Genomic DNA, 18,638 nt, shown 5'->3' with positions numbered 1-18,638 from the left:
GAGCGGCGGATACGAAGCTTTTACAGGCTTCAGGCTATCGGCGAGAGACCGAGAACCGGCAGGAGTAGTTATGGACAATATCGTAGTCGCCGACAAAGCTTCATCCGAAATTACTGCCAAGGAATGGGGTAACTTTCAGCTTTCCGGGCCAGGTGTGGTGCAGATGCCCGTTGCGCCGTCGCAGGTGGCCTCAGTAAATCGAAGCGGTCAGGACCTGATCGTCAATCTCAAGTCCGGTGAGCGCGTCACGGTCGGGAATTTCTTCACCCCAGGCGCGGACGACGTACGCAGTGACATCGTTTTCCAGGGTGATGACGGTACGCTCTGGCAGGCCCAGTACAGCAGTGAGTCCTTCAATGGGTTCACGTTCGAAGAAGTCGCCTCCATTGACACACTGCTGGCCGACGCCGGCGTCATCGATAACGCGACCCAGACCTTTGCCTTCGCCGGCCTCGGGCTGTTGGGCGCGGGCGGTGCCGCAGCCGCAGCGGGCGGCGGAGGTGGCGGTGGAGGTGGCGGCGGTGGCGGCGCACCCGCGCCCAGCGCACCGGCGGACCTGGTGCTGTCCAGCGATGGGCTGAGCCTGCAGGGCAGCGGCATCGCCGGATCGACGATCAATGTCCGGGATGCCAACGGCAATCTGCTGGGTTCGGCGGTGGTCGGCGCAGACGGCCGGTTCAACGTCCCGCTGAACACGCCGCAGAACAATGGTCAGGCGCTGGTCGTCGATCAGACTGACGCAGCCGGCAACACGTCGGCCCCTACTCCGATTACTGCGCCCGATGTCGTCGCACCTCAAGCGCCGGCCAACCTGCAAGTGAGCACCGACGGCCTGACGCTCAGCGGCAGCGGCGAGCCGGGTTCGACCGTTTCCGTGCGCGATGCCAACGGTACCGTGCTCGGCACGGCAGTCGTGGCGGCGGACGGCACTTTCGCGGTCACTTTGAGCAGCCCACAAGTCGATGGCCAGGCCTTGACGGTCCAGCAGACGGACGCTGCAGGCAATGTTTCTGCAACAAGCCCCGTCACCGCCCCTGATGTCGATTCACCGGATGTCACCCCGCCAACTGCCCCGGCCAACCTGCAGATCAGCGCCGATGGCCTGACCGTGAGCGGCACCGGCGAGGCCGGGGCAACGGTGGCGGTACGTGATGCCAATGGCAATGTACTGGGCACTGCGGTGGTTGCGGCGGACGGGACCTTCGCGGTCAGCCTGAGCAGCGCGCAGGTCGATGGTCAGTTGCTGTCGCTGCAACAGACCGATGCGGCCGGCAATGTCTCCGCGCCTGCCAGCCTGACGGCACCGGATATCGACCCGCCTGTCGACACCACGCCGCCTGCGGCACCTGCCGGCCTGACCGTCAGCGCCGACGGCACACTGCTCAGCGGCAGCGGCGAAGTCGGCGCCCGTGTGCAAGTGTTCGATGGAACGGGCGCATTGCTCGGCACGGCCGTGGTGGACGCCGACGGGCTGTTCACCGTCACGCTCAGCCCGGCGCAGGTGGATGGGCAGTCGCTGAACGTGACCCTGACCGACGCGGCCGGCAATGTGTCGAGCGGCACGGGTGTGACAGCGCCCGATATCCAGCCCGATGCGCCCACTGACCTGGTGGTATCGGCGGATGGGCTGGTGCTGACCGGCAGAGCCTTTCCCGGCCTGAGGATTTTTGTGCGCAGCGCTTCAGGCGTGTCCCTGGGCGAGGCGCGAGTCGGCGCGGACGGCCTGTTCAGCGTCGCGTTGAGCCCGGCTCAGCTCAACGGTGAGCTGCTCGATGTCAGCGCCATCGATGCCGCCGGCAACAGCACAGGAGCGGCGCAGGTCACCGCGCCGGACAACGTGGCGCCGGCCAGCGTCAGTGAACTGGTGGTCAGCCCGGACGGCGCAACCCTCGCCGGCAAAGGCCAGCCTGGCGCGACGGTCACGGTGCGCGACGCGGCGGGGCAAGTACTGGCCAGTGGTCTGGTGGCCGCCAACGGCACCTTCATTCTGACCCTCGCCCCGGCCGTGCCTGAAGGCGACGTGCTGTCCGTGACCCAGGCGGATGGCTCCGGCCTGTCCTCAGTGGCCGAAACCATCACAGTCCCGGATGCCAGCGGGCCGGTCGCACCAGGGCAAGTGGCACTGGACCCGACAGGCACCCTTGTGACCGGCACCGGCACGCCCGGTACCACCATCGAGGTCCGTGACGCCAACGGCAACGTGCTTGGCAGTGCCGTGGTCGATCCGCAAGGCAATTTCAGCGTACCGCTGACCAGTCCGCAGATCGACGGCCAGGTGCTTGACGTGGTCGCCGTCGCGCCCGACGGCACCGAATCGGTTCCAACCCCACTGCCCACTACCGACGGCACCGCACCGTTGCCGGCGGACGAGCTGCTGATCAATCCCAATGGCCTGGTGCTGACCGGCCGGGGTGAACCTGGCGCGAGCGTCATCGTCAGTGATGCCCAGGGCACGGTGCTGGGGACCGCCGTCGTCAGCGCTGCCGGAACATTCTCGGTGGCCTTCGGCTCGCCCCAGAACCAGGGCCAGGCACTGCAAGTCACCCTTACCGATGCGGCCGGCAATATTTCGCTGCCTGCCACTGTCACGGCGCCCAACCCCGTCGGCGCGCTGCAGCCTGACAACATTGCGCTGGATTCCACCGGCACCACGCTGAGCGGAACCGGGCAGATCGGCTCCACCGTGACCGTCACCGATGCCTCGGGCGCGGTACTGGGCTCCGCGCAGGTCGGCGCCGATGGCACGTTCAACGTGCCGTTGAGCAGCGCTCAGAATAACGGGCAGTCGCTGCAAGTGACCGCCGTCAACGCTTCGGGCGAAACGTCGGCACCGGTGACGTTCACAGGCCAGGACACCCAGGCACCGGACGCGGTCGCCAACCTGTCGCTCAGCGCTGACCGCAGCCAACTGAGCGGCACCGGGGAAGCCGGCGCGCAGGTCACCGTGCGCGACGGCAGCGGGGTGATTATCGGCGCCGCGACGGTCGATGGCAGCGGCGCGTTTGTCGTGCCCCTGGTTCCGACACCGACCGCCGACCAGACGCTGCAAGTGGTGCAGACCGACCCGGCGGGCAATATTTCCAGCCCGGTCACCACCAGCGCCCCGGATGTACAGAACCCGGACCCGCTGACCAATGTGATGATTTCCGCCAACGGCTCGGTGGTATCGGGCAATGGTGAACAAGGCGCGACCGTCACCGTCTTCGACGATACGGGCAGCCCCATCGGCAATGGCCTTGTCGGCAGCAATGGCCGCTTCGAGATCACGCTCACGCCTGCCCAGGCCAACGGACAAGCGCTGGCCGTGAGTCAGGCTGATGCGAGCGGTAACGTCTCACCGGTTTCCCCCCTCCTCGCCCCGGACATCCAGGCCCCGACGGCACCGGCCGACCTGGCGCTGGCCGGCGACGGCCTGACGCTGACCGGCACCGGCGAACCCCTGGCGACCCTGGAAGTCTTCGGCGCCGGCGGTAACCTGCTGGGCACCGGCCAGGTCAATGCGGACGGAACCTTCAGCCTGCAGCTCACTGCGGCGCAGCTCAACGGCGAGGCGCTGGAAGTCGTCCAGACCGATGGTGCGCTCAACGCGTCTGCCGCAGGTCTGCTCACCGCGCCGGACAGTACGATTCCGGCCGCGGTGGACAATCTGGTCATCACGCCCAATGGCGCCACCCTCACCGGCACCGGCGAAGCAGGCACTACGGTCACCGTCACCGGCCCTGGCAGCGCGGTGCTCGGCACGGCTCTGGTGGATACCAACGGGGTCTTTTCCGTCGCCCTCAACCCGGCGCAAATCAATGGCCAGGCCCTGAGCGTCAGCCAATCGGATGGCACCAATGTTTCCCCGGCAGTGCCGGTGACGGCTCCTGACCTGAGCACACTGGCTCAACCGGCGAACCTGGCGGTGGATGCGACCGGCACGACGCTCACCGGTACGGCGCAACCTGGCACCACGATCGAAGTGCGCGCTGCCGACGGCACGCTGCTGGGCACAGGACCGGTCGGTACCAATGGCGACTTCAACATTACCCTGTCTCCCGCTCAGCTCAATGGCGAGTCGGTGGAGCTGGTGGCCATCGATGGCGGGCGTACGTCGATTCCATTGCCGTACACCGTGCCCGACAATCTGGACCCGGCAGCGGCCGACAACCTTCAGGTCAGTCCGGACGGGCTGACCGTTTCCGGAACAGGCGAAGCCGGTACGACGGTCACCGTCACTCGTAACGGGTTGCCGCTCGGCTCGGCGATCGTGGGAGCCGACGGTATCTTTGTGGTGGCGCTGTCCGCCGCGGCGATCAACGGCGACACACTGAATGTGGTGCTGACCGATCCGGCTGGCAACCCATCGCCCAATGCCACGGTGTCCGGCCCTGACGGTACCGAGCTGCTGACCCCGAGCAATCTGGTGGTTTCCGCCGACGGCCTGATCCTGAGCGGCACCGCGACCCCGAACTCGATCGTGACCATAACCGGCGCCACCGGCCAGATTCTGGGGACCTCCGCGCCTGCGGCCGCCGACGGCACCTTCAGCGTGCCGCTGTCCAGCGCCCAGCTCAACGGCGAAACCCTGCATGCCACCGCTTCCGACGGCGTTCAGCAATCGGTGCCTGGCACCCTCGTCGTCGCCGACACCACCGTGCCGGTCGCCCCGACCGAGCTGGTGCTCAGCAGCGACGGCAGCACCCTGAGCGGACGGGCCGAAGCCGGCGCGAACGTTGCGGTCAGAAATGCCGCCGGCGATCTGCTGGGCAGTGCCACGGCCGGCAGCACCGGCCTGTTCGTCATCACCCTGAACCCGGCCCAACTGAACGCTCAGACGCTGTCCATCAATCAGACCGACCTGGGCAACAACACTTCACCCGATGCCACGCTCATCGCGCCTGACCTGCAGGCTCCGGTTGCGCCCGCCCAGTTGAGCATCAACCCGGCAGGCACCGTGGTCACCGGCACGGGTGAGGCGGGTGCGACGGTCACGGTTCGTGACAGCGCGGGCCAGGTCCTGGTCACAGGCGTGATCGTGGACCCGAGCGGCAACTTCCAGGCCGCCCTGCCCCAGCCACAGCTCACCGGTGCGCCGCTGCAAGTGGAACTGACCGATGGCGCCGGCAACACGTCGACGGCCACCAGCCTGCCGACGCTCGATCGCACGCCGCCGGCAGCGGTCAGCGCGCTGAACCTGAGTCCCGACGGTGTGACCCTGGTCGGTCGCGGTGAAGCCGGAGCTACCGTGCAAGTCCGCGATGCCACCGGCACCCTGCTCGGCACCGCACTGGTCGCCAGCAATGGCCAGTTCGTCGCCACCCTCGCTCCGGCACCGACCAATGGCGAAACCCTGGGCGTCGTCCAGCTGGACCCTGCCGGGAATGTTTCCAGCAACGTCAACCTGTCGGCCCAGGACCTCAGCCCGCCGGCGGCGTTGAGCAATGTGGTGATTAACGGCAACGGCCTGACCGTCACTGGTCAGGGCGAACCGAGCGCGACGGTATTTGTGCGTGACGTCGACGGCAATGTCCTGGGTAGCGGGCTGGTGGCGGCCAACGGTGCGTTCAGCGTGACCCTCACGCCTGCGCAGACCAATGCGCAACTGCTGACCATCAATCAGGAAGACCCACCGGGCAATGAAGGGCCTTCGGTCAGCCTGACGGCGCCCGACCTCGTGGCTCCTGTGGTGCCGGATGACCTGGCGCTCAACGCGTCCGGCCTGCAGGTGACCGGCAGCGGTGAAGCCGGCAGCACGGTTACCGTCAGCGACGGCAGCGGCCGTGTACTGGGCAGCGGCGTGGTCGCGGCCAATGGCACGTTCCAGGTGACACTGAGCGAAGCCCAGCTCAACGGCCAGCAGCTGAGCGTCATTTCCCGTGATGCAGCGGGCAATGTGTCCGCGTCCGGCTCCCTGACGGCGCTGGACAGTACCGCACCGACTGCGGTAACCGGGCTGGCGGTCAGTGCCGATGGCGCGACCCTGACCGGACTGGGTGAAGCTGGCGCGGTGATCAGCGTCACGCGTGCCGATGGCGTGGTGCTGGGCAGCACCACTGTCGCCGGTGACGGAACGTTCAACCTGGGCCTCACTCCCGCCGCGCAGTCGAACACCGTGTTGAACGTGGTACAGACTGACCTGGCCGGCAACGCCTCACCGCCGGCCTCCGTCACCGCGCCCGGCAGTCTTGCGCCGGATACGCCGACCAGCCTGGCACTGTCGGCCGATGGCCTGACCCTGACCGGCGTCGGCACGGCACGTTCATTTATCACTGTGCGCCGCTTCAACGGCGCGCTACTGGGTACCGCCCAGGTCGGCGATGACGGCAATTTCAGCGTCGCGCTGAGCAGCGCACAGGTCAACGGCGAGTCGTTGTCCGTCAGCGCCGCCTTCAGTGACGGGCTCAGCTCGCTGCCTGCGCCGATCACCGCCGCCGACAGCTCGGCACCGCTGGCCCTGCTCGAATATCGGCTGGCCAGTGATGGCGTTACCCTGACCGGGCGTGGTGAAGCCGGCGCGACGGTGCAGGTCACGAATCAGGACGGGGTCGAGCTGGGCACCGCGCAGGTGGCCGGCGACGGAACCTTCGCAGCGACCTTGAACCCGGCCCAGATCGGCGGGCAGCAGCTGAGCTTGATTCAGACCGATGCCGCCGGCAACGAATCGGCCGCGGTCGGCCTGACCGCGCCGGACCGCCTGGCACCGTCACCGGCTGCGGGCCTGGCTCTCGATGCCAGCGGCCTGGTGGTGTCCGGCACGGGTGAGGCCGGTGCCAGCGTGACCGTTCGCGATGCGAGCGGCGCGGTGCTGGGCAGCGGCGTGGTGCGGGTCGATGGCACGTTCCAGATCGATTTGTCCGCCTCGCAGCTCAACGGCCAGCAGCTGGCAGTTACCTTGACCGACGCGGCCGGCAACGCCTCTGCACCGTCTCCGCTGATTGCCGCCGACACCACGGCGCCATTGCCGCTGAGCGATCTTGCCATCGCCGGCGACGGCCTGACCGTCACCGGACGCGGCGAACCTGGCGCTGCGATCACCGTGCGCGACAGCGGCGGCGCGATTATCGGCACGGGTGCCGTGGACGCCACCGGTGCATTCACCCTGACCTTGAACACGGCGCAAACCAATGCCGAGCTGCTGAGCCTGACCCAGACCGACGCGGGCACCAACGAGTCGCTGCCTGCCAGCCTGACCGCTCCGGACTCGACACCTCCTGCACCGTTGCAGGGGGTGGCGATCAATGCCACCGGTACGTTGATCACCGGCACCGGCGAACCCGGCGCGCTGTTGAATGTGCTCAACAGCGCCGGCGAATCAGTCGGCACCGCTCAGATCCTGGCCGACGGCACCTTTACCGTCGCCCTTGCCCCTGCGCAGATCAACCTGCAGGCCCTGACCGTCCAGCAAACCGATCAGCAAGGCAACGTCGGTGACGCGGCCGGTGTCATCGCGCCGGACCTGACTCCGCCTGCCGTACCCACCAGCCTGGCCATCAGCGCCTCCGGTGATCAGTTGACCGGACTGGGCGAAGCGGGCACGCAGGTCAGGGTCACCCTGGCCGACGGCAGCCTGATCGGCTCTTCCACCGTCAACCCCGACGGCACCTTTGCGGTGACAATCACACCGCCCAGCGCCAATGGCGCGGACCTGCGGGTGGTGCTGGTGGACACTGCACTGAACGTCTCGGACGCCGGCAGCATCCTGGCACCGGACATTACCGCGCCGGCGCAAGTGGCCAACCTGGTGGTCAGCCCGCTGGGTGATGTCCTGACCGGCACCGGCGAACCGGGCGCAACGGTAACTGTCAGCGTGGGCGGCACTCCGCTGGGAACGGAAACGGTGGCCGAAGACGGCACCTTCAGCATTACCTTGACGTCGGCACAATTGAACGGCCAGGCACTGACCGTCGTTCAAACCGATACCGCAGGCAATCCGTCGGTGTCGGCGTCGGTCACCGCACCTGACACCACGATCCCTGGCGCGCCGGCCGGTTTCGCGCTGGTCGACGCAGGCCTGACCCTAACCGGCACCGGCGAGCCGGGTGCCATCGTGCAAGTGCGCAATGGCAACCAGGGCATTCTCGGGACCGGAATCGTCGCACCGGACGGCACGTTCAGCATCGGCCTGAACGCCGCCCAGCTCAACGCGCAAACCTTGAGCATCCGCCAGCTGGACGCGGCCGGCAATGCGTCGCCCGATGCGACGTATCAGGTTCCGGACGCCACTGCTGCGGCGCCGGTGACCAGCCTCGCGCTGACCGCCGACGGCCTGACCCTCACCGGCATCGGGCAACCCGGCGCGTCCATCACCGTGACCAGCGGTGGCGTTCCCGTGAGCAGCGCAATCGTAACGGTCGCCGCTGACGGCTCGTTCTCTGTGGCCCTCGATACTGCGCAACTCAATGGCCAGCAGTTGGACGTGACACAGACCGATGCCTCGGGCATTCCCTCGACGCCAGCGCCTTACCTGGCCGCCGACGTCACGGCGCCAGGAACGCCGACGGTCGATACCACCACACTGACCGCAACCGCGGTTTCCGGGACCGCCGAAGCCGGCAGCACGGTCACCATCAGAGCGGCCGACGGAACCTTGCTGGGCAGCGCGCTCGCCAATGGGCTTGGCGTCTACACCGTCACCTTGAGCCCGGCGCAGGACACCGGCGCACCATTGTCGGCTATCGCCAGCGATGCGTCCGGCAATGCTTCGCCGGCACTGCCTTTCACAGCGCTGGACACCACCGATCCGCTCGCAGTCACCGAGCTGTCCATCAATGCCGGCCTGGATGCAGTATCCGGCGTCGGCGAACCGGGAGCGACGGTCACGGTGACCTCCGGTGTAACCGTTCTAGGCAGCGCGCAAGTTGCAGCCAACGGCACGTTTACCATCAGCCTGACAGCCGTGGTGGCTGCCAACGATGAGCTGGTGGTGGTGCAGACCGACGCCAGCGGCAACGTCTCCGACACCGCTTCGCTGATTGTGCCGATCAATCCGCCAACCGCCTCGCCCACCGGCCTGGTGCTCACCGACGACGGCGCAACCCTCAGCGGCCTGGCGGTCGCCGGCAGTACGGTTGAAGTGCGTGCGCCGGGTGGGGCTTCGCTGGGGACTACCACCGCAACGCCTGGTGGCACGTTCACACTGACCCTGACACCCGCGCAGAACAACGGTGAGACGTATCTGGTAACTGCGACGACCGTGACCGGAGGCACCTCGGCGCCCGTGGTCGTGATCGCGCCCGACGGCACCGATCCTGATCCATTGGCCAACCTGAGTATCACCGACGGCGGCACTCTGGTGACCGGGACCGGCGAAGCCGGCGCCACGGTGGTGATCCGCAACGCTGCGGGCCAGGCATTGGGCAGCACAGTGGTGGCGAGCAACGGCAGTTTCAGCGTAACCCTGAGCAGCGCCCAGACCAACGGCCAGGTGCTCGACGCGGTGCAGACCGACCCGGCCGGCAACGTCTCGCCGGTCAGTCAGGTCACGGCGCTGGACAGCACTGCACCGCTGCTGGCGACCAATCTGGTTCTGGACGCGCTGGGCACAACTCTGACCGGCACGGGTGAAGTCGGTGCCTTGATCTCGGTAACCACGGCTGGCGGCACGGTACTGGGCACGGGCAGCGTCAACGGCGATGGCACCTTCAGCCTGAGCCTGAGTCCGGCGCAAACCAACGGACAGGTACTCAACGTCACGCTGCAGGATGCCGCGCTGAACATTTCCGCAGCGGCCACGCTGACTGCAGGAGACACCACCGCTCCCATCGCTCCGGCGAATCTGGTGGTGGCCGCCAGCGGCCTGCAATTGAACGGCACCGGTGAAGTCGGCGCGACCGTCCAGGTCACCGACGCGGCGGGCGTAACCCTGGGCACGGCTGTGGTCGGCATCGGCGGTGCGTTCACGGTGCAGCTCGCTTCGCCACAGCTCAACGGCCAGGTGCTGCGGGTCATCCAGACTGACGCAGCGGGCAATCCTTCGCCGGTTCTGGAAACCAGCGCGCCGGACACCACCGCCCCGCTGATTGCCACCAACCTGAGCGTGGCGGCCAACGGCACTACCCTCAGCGGCACGGGTGAAGCCGGCACCACGGCGCGCGTCTATAACGCGGCCGGAACACTGCTGGGCACTGCCCTGGTAGGCACCGACGGCTTGTTCACGGTGAATCTCGATGCGGTACAGAACGACGGTCAGGCGCTTAACGTCCGGCTCACGGACGCGGCCGACAACGTGTCGCTACCGGCCAACGTAACCGCGCCCGACACCACCGCGCCCATCGCGCCCGCCACGGCGTTGATCAACCCGGCAGGGACGCTGATGACCGGCACCGGGCTTGCCGGCAGCCGAATCGTGGTTCGCAATGCCGCCGGTACGCAGTTAGGCGCGGCGGTGGTAGGCATCGATGGCACCTGGGCGGCAACCCTCAGCCCGGCGCAGATCGACAATCAGGCCCTGAGCGTCACTCAACTCGATGCAGCGGGCAATGTGTCCCAGGCGTTGCCGATCACCGCGCCGGATCTCACCGCGCCGGTACCGGCCAGCGCCCTGCTGCTCAGTACCAACGGCAGCAACCTGAGCGGTTCGGCCGAAGCCGGGGCGACGGTGACCGTGAAGAACGCTGCGGGCACGGTTCTGGGCAGCACGCAGGCATTGGGCGACGGCTCGTTCAGCGTCAACCTGTCCAGCCCGCAGATCAACGGCGAGACGTTGAACGTCAGCGTCACGGACCCTCGCGGCAATGTGTCGACAACCGCCAGCCTCATTGCGCCCGACGTCGACGTCGACCGCGCAGTGGTGGCCAGCGACAACCTGACGAGCGCCACTGTCACCCTGTCGCCGGTGACCAGCACGCGTAACATTCTCGACTCGTTCCCGACCCTGCTCGGCGTGGGCTTCACCCACACGTTCAACTTCACCGTCGCCAGCGGCACCACCGCCACCTCAAGCCTGACACTGACCGACGGAGGCTTGCTGAACCTGAACACCGGCGCCACCTACGCACTGCAGGCCAAGGACGCCGGCGGCAACTGGGTGACAGTGGGCACTGCGGGCGCCGGCGGCCTGCTCAATCTGCAAGTACTGGCGGGCACCGGCATCCGCGTGGACATCGGCGCACTGCAGGCCGCTGATTACCGCATCGTGTTCTCCAGCAACAGCCTGTCGCTGCTGACCACCATCAACAGCAACCTGCAACTGAACACCACCAGCCTCACCCAGTTCAACAGCGCGGCCGGGGCGGCGGTGACCGGCAACGTGATCAACGATATCGGCACCGATGGCACAGTCGATATCACCGGTCCCGACAATGGCGCGGTATTGCGGGTGCAGAACGGCGGTTCGGGCTACGTCAATGCCGGAACGGGCACCACGGTGCAAGGTCTGTATGGCACATTGACCATCGACGGCCAGGGCAATTACACCTACCAGGCCAATGGCAGTGCCAGCAGCGTGGGCAAGGTGGATGTCTTCAACTATCAGTTGATCCATGCCAACGGTAAGAGCGACACCGCCACGCTCTACGTGCGGATCGACAGCCCGCAAGCTACGGAAGTCTGGAGCGAGACCAATCTGGCAGCGCCCGCCTTTGTGGTCGATGCGACCAACGATCTGGCCAGCACCAACATCACGCTGGGCAATCTGGTCACCAGCAACACCTCGACACTGGGCACCGTGAATACGTTGCTGGGGCTGGGCGCCAGCGGGACGTACTTCTTCAATGTCGACGCGAACAACATCAGCGACCTGACCCTGACCTTGTCCTCCAGCAGCCTGTTGTCGCTGTTGGGTTCGCTCAACCTGGGTCTGTACAAACTCAACACTGCGACCAATCAGTACGTGCTGGTGAAAAACTGGGCGGGCGGGACGCTGCTCAGTCTGGGCGGTGGAGCCTATGGCGCCACGGTCGATGACCAGACACCCGGCACTTACCGGGTCAACCTGACCATTGGCGGCGTGGCCCTGGTGACCAGTGTCACGGTGGGCCTGATCAACTCGGCGACCCACACCGATCAGCAGGTGGTCAACAGCTATACACCGGTCTCCGGCAACCTGTTGACCGGCACTGCGGGGAGCGGCGCGGATGTGCTGGGCTCGACATTGACCGTGCTCAGCGTGATGGCCGCTGCCGGGGTTTACGTACAGCCGGGCTACAACGGCACCAGCATTACAGGCACTTACGGGACCTTGCTGGTCAAGGCCGACGGCAGCTACACCTACACCCTCAAAGCCGGGCTGACTGCCGCAGTGGTGGGCCAGGAAGATGTTTTCAACTATCAACTGACGCACCCCAACGGCACCACCGACAACGCGACCCTGACCATCGACCTCGACCCGGCAAGCGCTGCACGCGCCTCTATCGCCAGCGTTGACGACGACAGCTCGTTATTCAGTACTCTCGCGGCCAGTACCGGTGACGAAACCATCACCGGCAGTGACGGCAACGACACACTGGACGGTTCCCAGGGTGGCGCGGTAACGCTGGAAGGGGGCGCCGGAAACGACACCCTGATCATCAGCGATCAGGACTTTGTGTCCGTCGACGGCGGCACGGGCTCCGACACCCTGCTGTGGGCCGGTGGTGATGCCGCTATCGACCTGGGCAACTTGCAGGATCGGTTGAGCAATATCGAAGTGATCGATCTCAACGACACCAGCTCGGTGCAACTGACCCTGAGCCTGTCCGATCTGCTGGCAGTGACCGAATCCGACCAAAGCACCCTGTTTATCAAAGGTAATGAGCAGGACAGCGTACACATGACCGGCCAATGGTCGGCCGAAGGCATCCAGCTCGCCGACGGCCTGGAATACACCCAATACACCCCTCAGGAGGATCCGACCCACCATCTGTGGGTACAAACCGGCATACAAGTGGTTTGAGTCAGAAAACAGCTCTGCCGCAGGCGATGTGAGACCGGGTACGTGTAACGGTATTTCTCATCGCCTGGGGACTTTTCAGTAAGGGATTCTAGTGAAGTCAGCTCACGCCTGTGTCACAAGGCAAATGTCCGTCGCACTGTTGGCGATGGCCGTACTGCTCGTCAGCCATCCGGCAGCGGGTGCCGATGAGCCTATTGCCGCCGAATTACGCAACCTCAGTCCCACCGACCTGAAAAAGACCAATCCCGGCTCCCGACGTCCGGGTCAGAATCAACAGCGCAGCGACAAGCCGGCGCGGACACCGAACGCAGCCGCGAATCCATCGCCGACGCTGACCCTTGATCAGGCTGTGCAGCAAGCCGTGGCCTGGCACCCCAGCATCGCGCAATCGGTTGGCACGCTGTATCAACAGGCCGAAGGCATCAATGTCGCCGAAGCCGGCTACTACCCGCAAATCAGCGGCGGGATCAAGTCGGGGCTGGACACTGGCTACGGGGGTGATCGCAGCACCCAGGCGCTGAGCATCTCGCTCAAGCAGATGCTCTACGACTTCGGCAAGGTCTCCAACGCAGTCGAGTCGGCCCGGGCCAAAGTCGCTCGCAGCCAGGCGCAGATTCTTCTGTCCGTCGACCAAACCGCTCGGGACACTGCTTACGCATGGCTTGAAGTGCAGCGTTATCGCAACCTGATCGAAATTGCCCGCCAGCAGATCCAGGGTGTCGGGGAAATCGTCGAGCTGGCCAGACAACGCAGCGACATGGGCGCCAGTACCCGTTCGGATGTGGTTCAGGCCCAATCGCGTGCCGAAGGTGCAGTGGCGACGCTGCAGGAGTACAAATCCCAGTACGCTCGCTGGCAAGCGGCATTGAGTACCTTGATGGGGCGTGCCACCACCGCTGACGTGGCGGATGACATCCCGGCCTCGACCGCGCAGGCCTGCGCAAGTCCCGAGCCCTCAATCGAGGCGTTGCCCGCGGTGCTGGTGGCCCTCGCCCAGCGCAGCGAAGCCCAGGCGGAACTGGCCCGCGCCAAATCCGAAGGCTACCCGACAATTTCCCTGGAACCGTCGGTCAATCACTACCTGGACAGCGGCTATAACGATAACAACCCAGCCATGGACCGCACCCAGGCCGGCATTTATGTGAATGTCGAAGTGCCGATTTATCAGGGCGGCGCGACCAATGCCCGCAGCCGGGCCGCCGGGTACGCGTTGAGCGCTGCCGATGCCGCCGAAGACACTGCTCGCCTGGAAGCCACCCGCGGCCTGGCCGAAGCGCGGGTCCAGACCTCTGGCCTGACGCGACGCCTGGATGCATTGCAGCAGCGCCAGACCAGCATCAGCGAAGCGCGCTCGCTGTATGGCCGACAATATCTGGAGCTGGGCACCCGCCCGCTGCTGGACCTGCTCAATGCTGAACAGGAAATCCATCAGTCGCACTTCGATCTGGCTACGACTCAGGCGGACCTGCGCCGTCTGCAAATTGACTGTCTCTACAACAGCGGCGGCCTGCGGCGCGCCTTCGCCCTTGAAGATCGTACGTTACAAGGTGTGAGGATACTGCCATGAACGACGCCGTGATCATTCCCAGCACCGGCAACAACGAAGGTGCCCTGCCCCCCGACTACAGCCAGTGGATGGAAGCCGTGTTGCTGGTGGCCCGTCATTACCGACTGGAGGTGTCCGAGGAAACCGTGCGCATCGCCTCCCAGCGCGCGGACCGCGATCTGGAAGATGTGGTCCGGCAGATGGCTCGCCAGGCCGGGCTGACCGTCAAGTTCGCAGGCCATGTGCCCGGGGACTTGAGTCACTGGCGCACACCCTTGGTGGTGGAGCTGCACGATGGTCAGGTCGGCGTGGTGCAAAGCATCGACGGCGAAGAAATCGGCATTGCCTTGAGCGGCGATCAGGGTTTGCAGAACCGCACGCCCTTGCAGGCGCTCGGCGAGCGCCTGCGGCGTACCGTGATCATGCGTCCTTCGCGGCCCATGAGCGATGTGCGCACCGACGACTACGTTCAGCCGTATGACGAGAACTGGTTCCGGCGCATCGTGCTGCGCGACCTCAAGCCGTATTCCCACGTGATGCTCGCCTCGCTGGTCGCCAACCTGTTGGGCATGGCCGGTGTGCTGTTTTCCATGCAGGTCTACGACCGAGTGATTCCGGCCGAGTCACTGCCCACCCTGTATGTGCTGTTCGGCGGCGTGCTGCTGGCGCTGGTGTTCGATTTCGTGATGCGCATCATGCGCCTGAAAATCACCGACCTGCTGGGCAAACGTGCCGACTTGCGAGTCTCGGATCTGGTCTACGGCCATGCGCTGCGCCTGCGCAATTCGGTGCGCCCCAAGTCCACCGGCTCGTTCATCGCTCAGTTGCGCGAGCTGGAACAGATCCGCGACCTGATCACTTCCAGTACCGCCACGGCGCTGGCGGACTTGCCGTTCTTCTTCCTGTTCCTGCTGGTGTTTTACCTGATCGGTGGAGCACTGGTGGCCATCCCTGTCGTGGCGTTGATCGTCATGCTGCTGCCCGGCCTGCTCTATCAGCGCAAGCTCGCGCGCCTGGCGAACGCCAACATGCGCGAGTCGGCGCTGCGCAATGCCATGCTGGTGGAAAGCATCCAGGGCCTGGACGACATCAAGTCGTTGCAGGCCGAACAGCGTTTCCAGGAACAGTGGAACCACTACAACGCCACGTCGGCCGACACCGCCCTGCAACTGCGCACCCTGACCAACGGCCTGGTGAGCTGGACCCAGAACGTGCAGAGCGCGGTGTTCGCGGTGGTGATCGTGTTCGGCACGCCGATGGTGATCGCCGGCGACCTGACCACCGGCAGCCTGGTGGCCGCGTCGATGCTGGCGTCACGCATGATGGCGCCGATGGCCCAGCTCAATCACGTGCTGACCCGCTGGCAACAGGCCAAGGTGGCGCTGCAGGGCCTCAACCGTCTGATGCAATTGCCGGTGGATCACCCTGAAGGCAGCAAGCGTGTGCACCTGCCGGTTATCCATGGCGACTATCACTTCAAGAACGCGAGTTTCCGCTACAGCGCGGAAACGCCTTCGGTGCTGGACGTCAGCGAGTTGCGCATCCGGCGCGGTGAACATATCGCTGTCCTGGGCCGCAACGGCGCCGGCAAATCCACCCTGTTGCAAGGGCTGGCCGGCGCCATGGATCTGGCCACCGGCGAGCTGGCGCTGGATGGCATCGCCCTGGCGCACATCGATCCCGCCGACCTGCGCCGCGACGTCGGTCTGTTGCAACAACATGCGCGCCTGTTTCACGGCACCTTGCGCGACAACCTCGCCCTTGGTGCCGGGCGCGCCAGTGACCAGGAGCTGGTGGCGGCCCTGTCGATCAGCGGCGCGCTGGATTTCATTCGCAAATTGCCCAAGGGCCTGGATCACCTGATTCTCGAAGGTGGGCTGGGACTGTCCGGCGGCCAGCGGCAAAGCCTGCTGCTGTCGCGCCTGCTGCTGCGCCAGCCGCAAGTGTTGCTGCTCGACGAGCCCACCGCATCGCTGGACGACGTCACCGAGCGCAAACTGCTCGACGACCTGATGCTCTGGAGCGAAGGCCGCACCCTGGTCATTGCCACTCACCGGCTCAGCGTATTGCAGCGGGTCGGGCGAATCATCGTGGTCGACAACGGCCACATCGTCATCGATGCGCCACGCGAGGCGGCGCTGGCGCAACTTCGGCAGCCTAAAGGAGCACAATCATGAGCGGCGATGTTGCGATCCGCATGCCCAAGGCGCCGGCATCCTATCTGGACGGCGCCGATGAGTCCGCCGTGGTGCGCGCCAGCCGTGTGGTCTGGATGTGTGCGCTGATGCTGGCCTGCTTTCTGGCGTGGGCGGCGTGGTTCGAGGTGGTCGAGGTGTCCAACGGCACGGGCAAGGTGATTCCCAGCTCCCGCGAACAGGTGATCCAGTCTCTGGAGGGCGGCATCGTCACGCAGATGAATGTCAGCGAAGGAGACCTGGTGGAGCGCGGCGAGATCCTCGCCCAGCTGGACCCGATCAAGACGCGCTCCAATGTCGGTGAAAGCGAAGCCAAGTACCGCGCCGCGCTGGCCAGTGTCAGCCGCCTGCAAGCCGAGGCCAGCGGTGAGGCGCTGAAGTTTCCACCGGCGCTGGACGCCTGGCCGGATCTGGTGCGTGCCGAAACCGGGTTGTACAACACACGCCAGCGCGGCCTGCGGGAAACCCTGGCCGGGATCGAGTCGTCGTTGAAGCTGGTGCGCAGCGAACTGGCGATCACGGAAAACCTGGCGAAGATCGGCGCGTCGAGCCGGGTCGAGGTGATCCGTCTCAATCGCCAGCGCTCCGAGCTGGAACTCAAGGCCACCGAGGCACGCTCGGACTATCTGGTCGAAGCCCGCCAGGACCTGTCCAAGGCCAGCGCCGAAGCCGACTCGCTGGCGGAGGTGGTGCGCGGGCGTGCCGATTCGCTGTCACGCCTGACCTTGCGTTCGCCGGTACGCGGTATCGTCAAGGATATCGAGGTGACCACCATCGGCGGGGTCATCCCACCCAACGGGCAGTTGATGCAGATCGTGCCGCAGGATGAGCAATTGCTGATCGAAACCCGCATCGCGCCGCGCGACATCGCCTTCATTCATCCGGACCAGCAGGCCAAGGTGAAAATCACCGCCTATGACTACTCGATCTACGGCAGCCTGGATGGCAAGGTGGTGACCATTTCCCCGGACACGATCCAGGATGAGGCCAAACCGGAAGTCTTCTACTACCGGGTGTTCATTCGCACCGATGCGGATACGCTGCAGAACAAGGCCGGCAAGTCGTTCGCGATCGTCCCCGGCATGGTGGCTACTGTAGACATCCGCACCGGGGAAAAGACCGTTCTCGATTACCTGATCAAACCGCTGAACCGAGCCAAGGAAGCGCTGCGCGAACGCTAGTCACTCACTGCGAGGCCGCCACCGACAAGCCGACCGGCGCAGGCTTGCGCTTTTCGGTGGCCTGCATCTGCGCGGTAAAGCGCTGCCACTCGCGGTTGATCTCGGCATAAGGCAGGAAAATGCTGACCTGCGCCTGGCTGGAGAGATCGGCACGCTTGAGATCCTGCAGGCGGCTCTTGTCCAGATAGGCGACGCTGATGCCCACTGCGTCGCCATCCTCGGCAAACACCGGTCCGCCGGACATACCCTTGACGGTGGAACCGGTATGAGTGCCGTACATGACGCCGCCGTCTTTGGCATCCAGACGCACCATGGCCTTGAGGGTCTGGCCCTGGCCCTGGGTCGGTATATAAAAGGTATTGAAGCCGATCGCCGTGACGTTTTCGCCAGGCTGATACTGACGCCACTGTGGGGCTTGCGCCGCCTTGTGACGGAAGAACTGCACGTCTCCCCTGCCTTCGAACACCGACCCTGATACGTAGGGAAGATGCTTGACCGTTACCGCGTAATCCTCGTTCCATTGCACGGCGGTTCCCATGAGCATCATGGGCAGTGGTGCTCCGGAGTAGACGAGAAAAGCTTGGTTTTTGACAGGATCCTTTACAAACGCGGTGGACATTCCATTGCACCCGCTGATCAGCACACAGGCTGCCAGAAGTGACTTGAGGGATTTCATTTGGCTCACGGGGTAATTTGAGTCGACGCAATATGTCATCGTGACATCATGAAAGCAATATGCCATCAGGACCAGCCATCGAGTATTCGTAGTGATTGTTTTTGTCTGACAATCCATCTGATCGGATTAAAATCAGGCTCATTGGCAGTATCTACACATCGGCAAGGGCTCTTTTTCCATGAGTCAC

At 65.3% G+C, this 18,638-nt stretch carries 5 protein-coding genes; 4 read left to right on the top strand and 1 reads right to left on the bottom strand.

The genetic code is table 11. The features are described from left to right. Positions 1 to 70: 70 nt before the first annotated feature. The 4 genes from EGJ27_RS14735 (at position 71) to EGJ27_RS14720 (ending at position 17,775) form a co-directional block, all read left to right on the top strand. Positions 71 to 12,853, top strand: a complete 12,783-nt coding sequence (locus EGJ27_RS14735; protein ID WP_125831479.1) for a BapA/Bap/LapF family large adhesin — start codon at positions 71 to 73, stop codon at positions 12,851 to 12,853. 124 nt (positions 12,854 to 12,977) lie between these two features. Further along, positions 12,978 to 14,420: a TolC family outer membrane protein gene (locus tag EGJ27_RS14730; protein ID WP_256672846.1), complete on the top strand. Its 1,443-nt coding sequence runs from the start codon at positions 12,978 to 12,980 to the stop codon at positions 14,418 to 14,420. After that, on the top strand, positions 14,417 to 16,576 hold the full coding sequence (locus tag EGJ27_RS14725; protein ID WP_125831478.1) for a type I secretion system permease/ATPase: 2,160 nt from the start codon (positions 14,417 to 14,419) through the stop codon (positions 16,574 to 16,576). The genes EGJ27_RS14730 and EGJ27_RS14725 overlap by 4 nt, the downstream gene beginning before the upstream one ends. 20 nt (positions 16,577 to 16,596) lie before the next feature. Beyond that, positions 16,597 to 17,775 (top strand): HlyD family type I secretion periplasmic adaptor subunit, encoded by a 1,179-nt coding sequence (locus EGJ27_RS14720; RefSeq protein ID WP_371920858.1) that lies wholly within the window; start codon positions 16,597 to 16,599, stop codon positions 17,773 to 17,775. Positions 17,776 to 17,779: 4 nt separating this feature from the next. Here EGJ27_RS14720 and EGJ27_RS14715 read toward each other — a convergent pair whose 3' ends face one another. Then, entirely contained in the window at positions 17,780 to 18,451 is a 672-nt protein-coding gene (locus tag EGJ27_RS14715; protein ID WP_371920857.1) for a trypsin-like peptidase domain-containing protein, read from the bottom strand. Positions 18,452 to 18,638: the final 187 nt, after the last annotated feature.

This window comes from Pseudomonas sp. v388, from assembly GCF_003935425.1.
GTDB lineage: Bacteria > Pseudomonadota > Gammaproteobacteria > Pseudomonadales > Pseudomonadaceae > Aquipseudomonas.
The sequence above is the reverse complement of the archived record's forward strand: the minus strand, read 5'-3'. Positions and strand labels throughout refer to the sequence as shown.

Coding starts and splice junctions, on each gene's coding strand:
- EGJ27_RS14735 (WP_125831479.1), top strand. CDS start 71: ATGGACAATATCGTAGTCGCCGACAAAGCTTCATCCGAAATTACTGCC.
- EGJ27_RS14730 (WP_256672846.1), top strand. CDS start 12,978: ATGTCCGTCGCACTGTTGGCGATGGCCGTACTGCTCGTCAGCCATCCG.
- EGJ27_RS14725 (WP_125831478.1), top strand. CDS start 14,417: ATGAACGACGCCGTGATCATTCCCAGCACCGGCAACAACGAAGGTGCC.
- EGJ27_RS14720 (WP_371920858.1), top strand. CDS start 16,597: ATGCCCAAGGCGCCGGCATCCTATCTGGACGGCGCCGATGAGTCCGCC.
- EGJ27_RS14715 (WP_371920857.1), bottom strand. CDS start 18,451: ATGAAATCCCTCAAGTCACTTCTGGCAGCCTGTGTGCTGATCAGCGGG.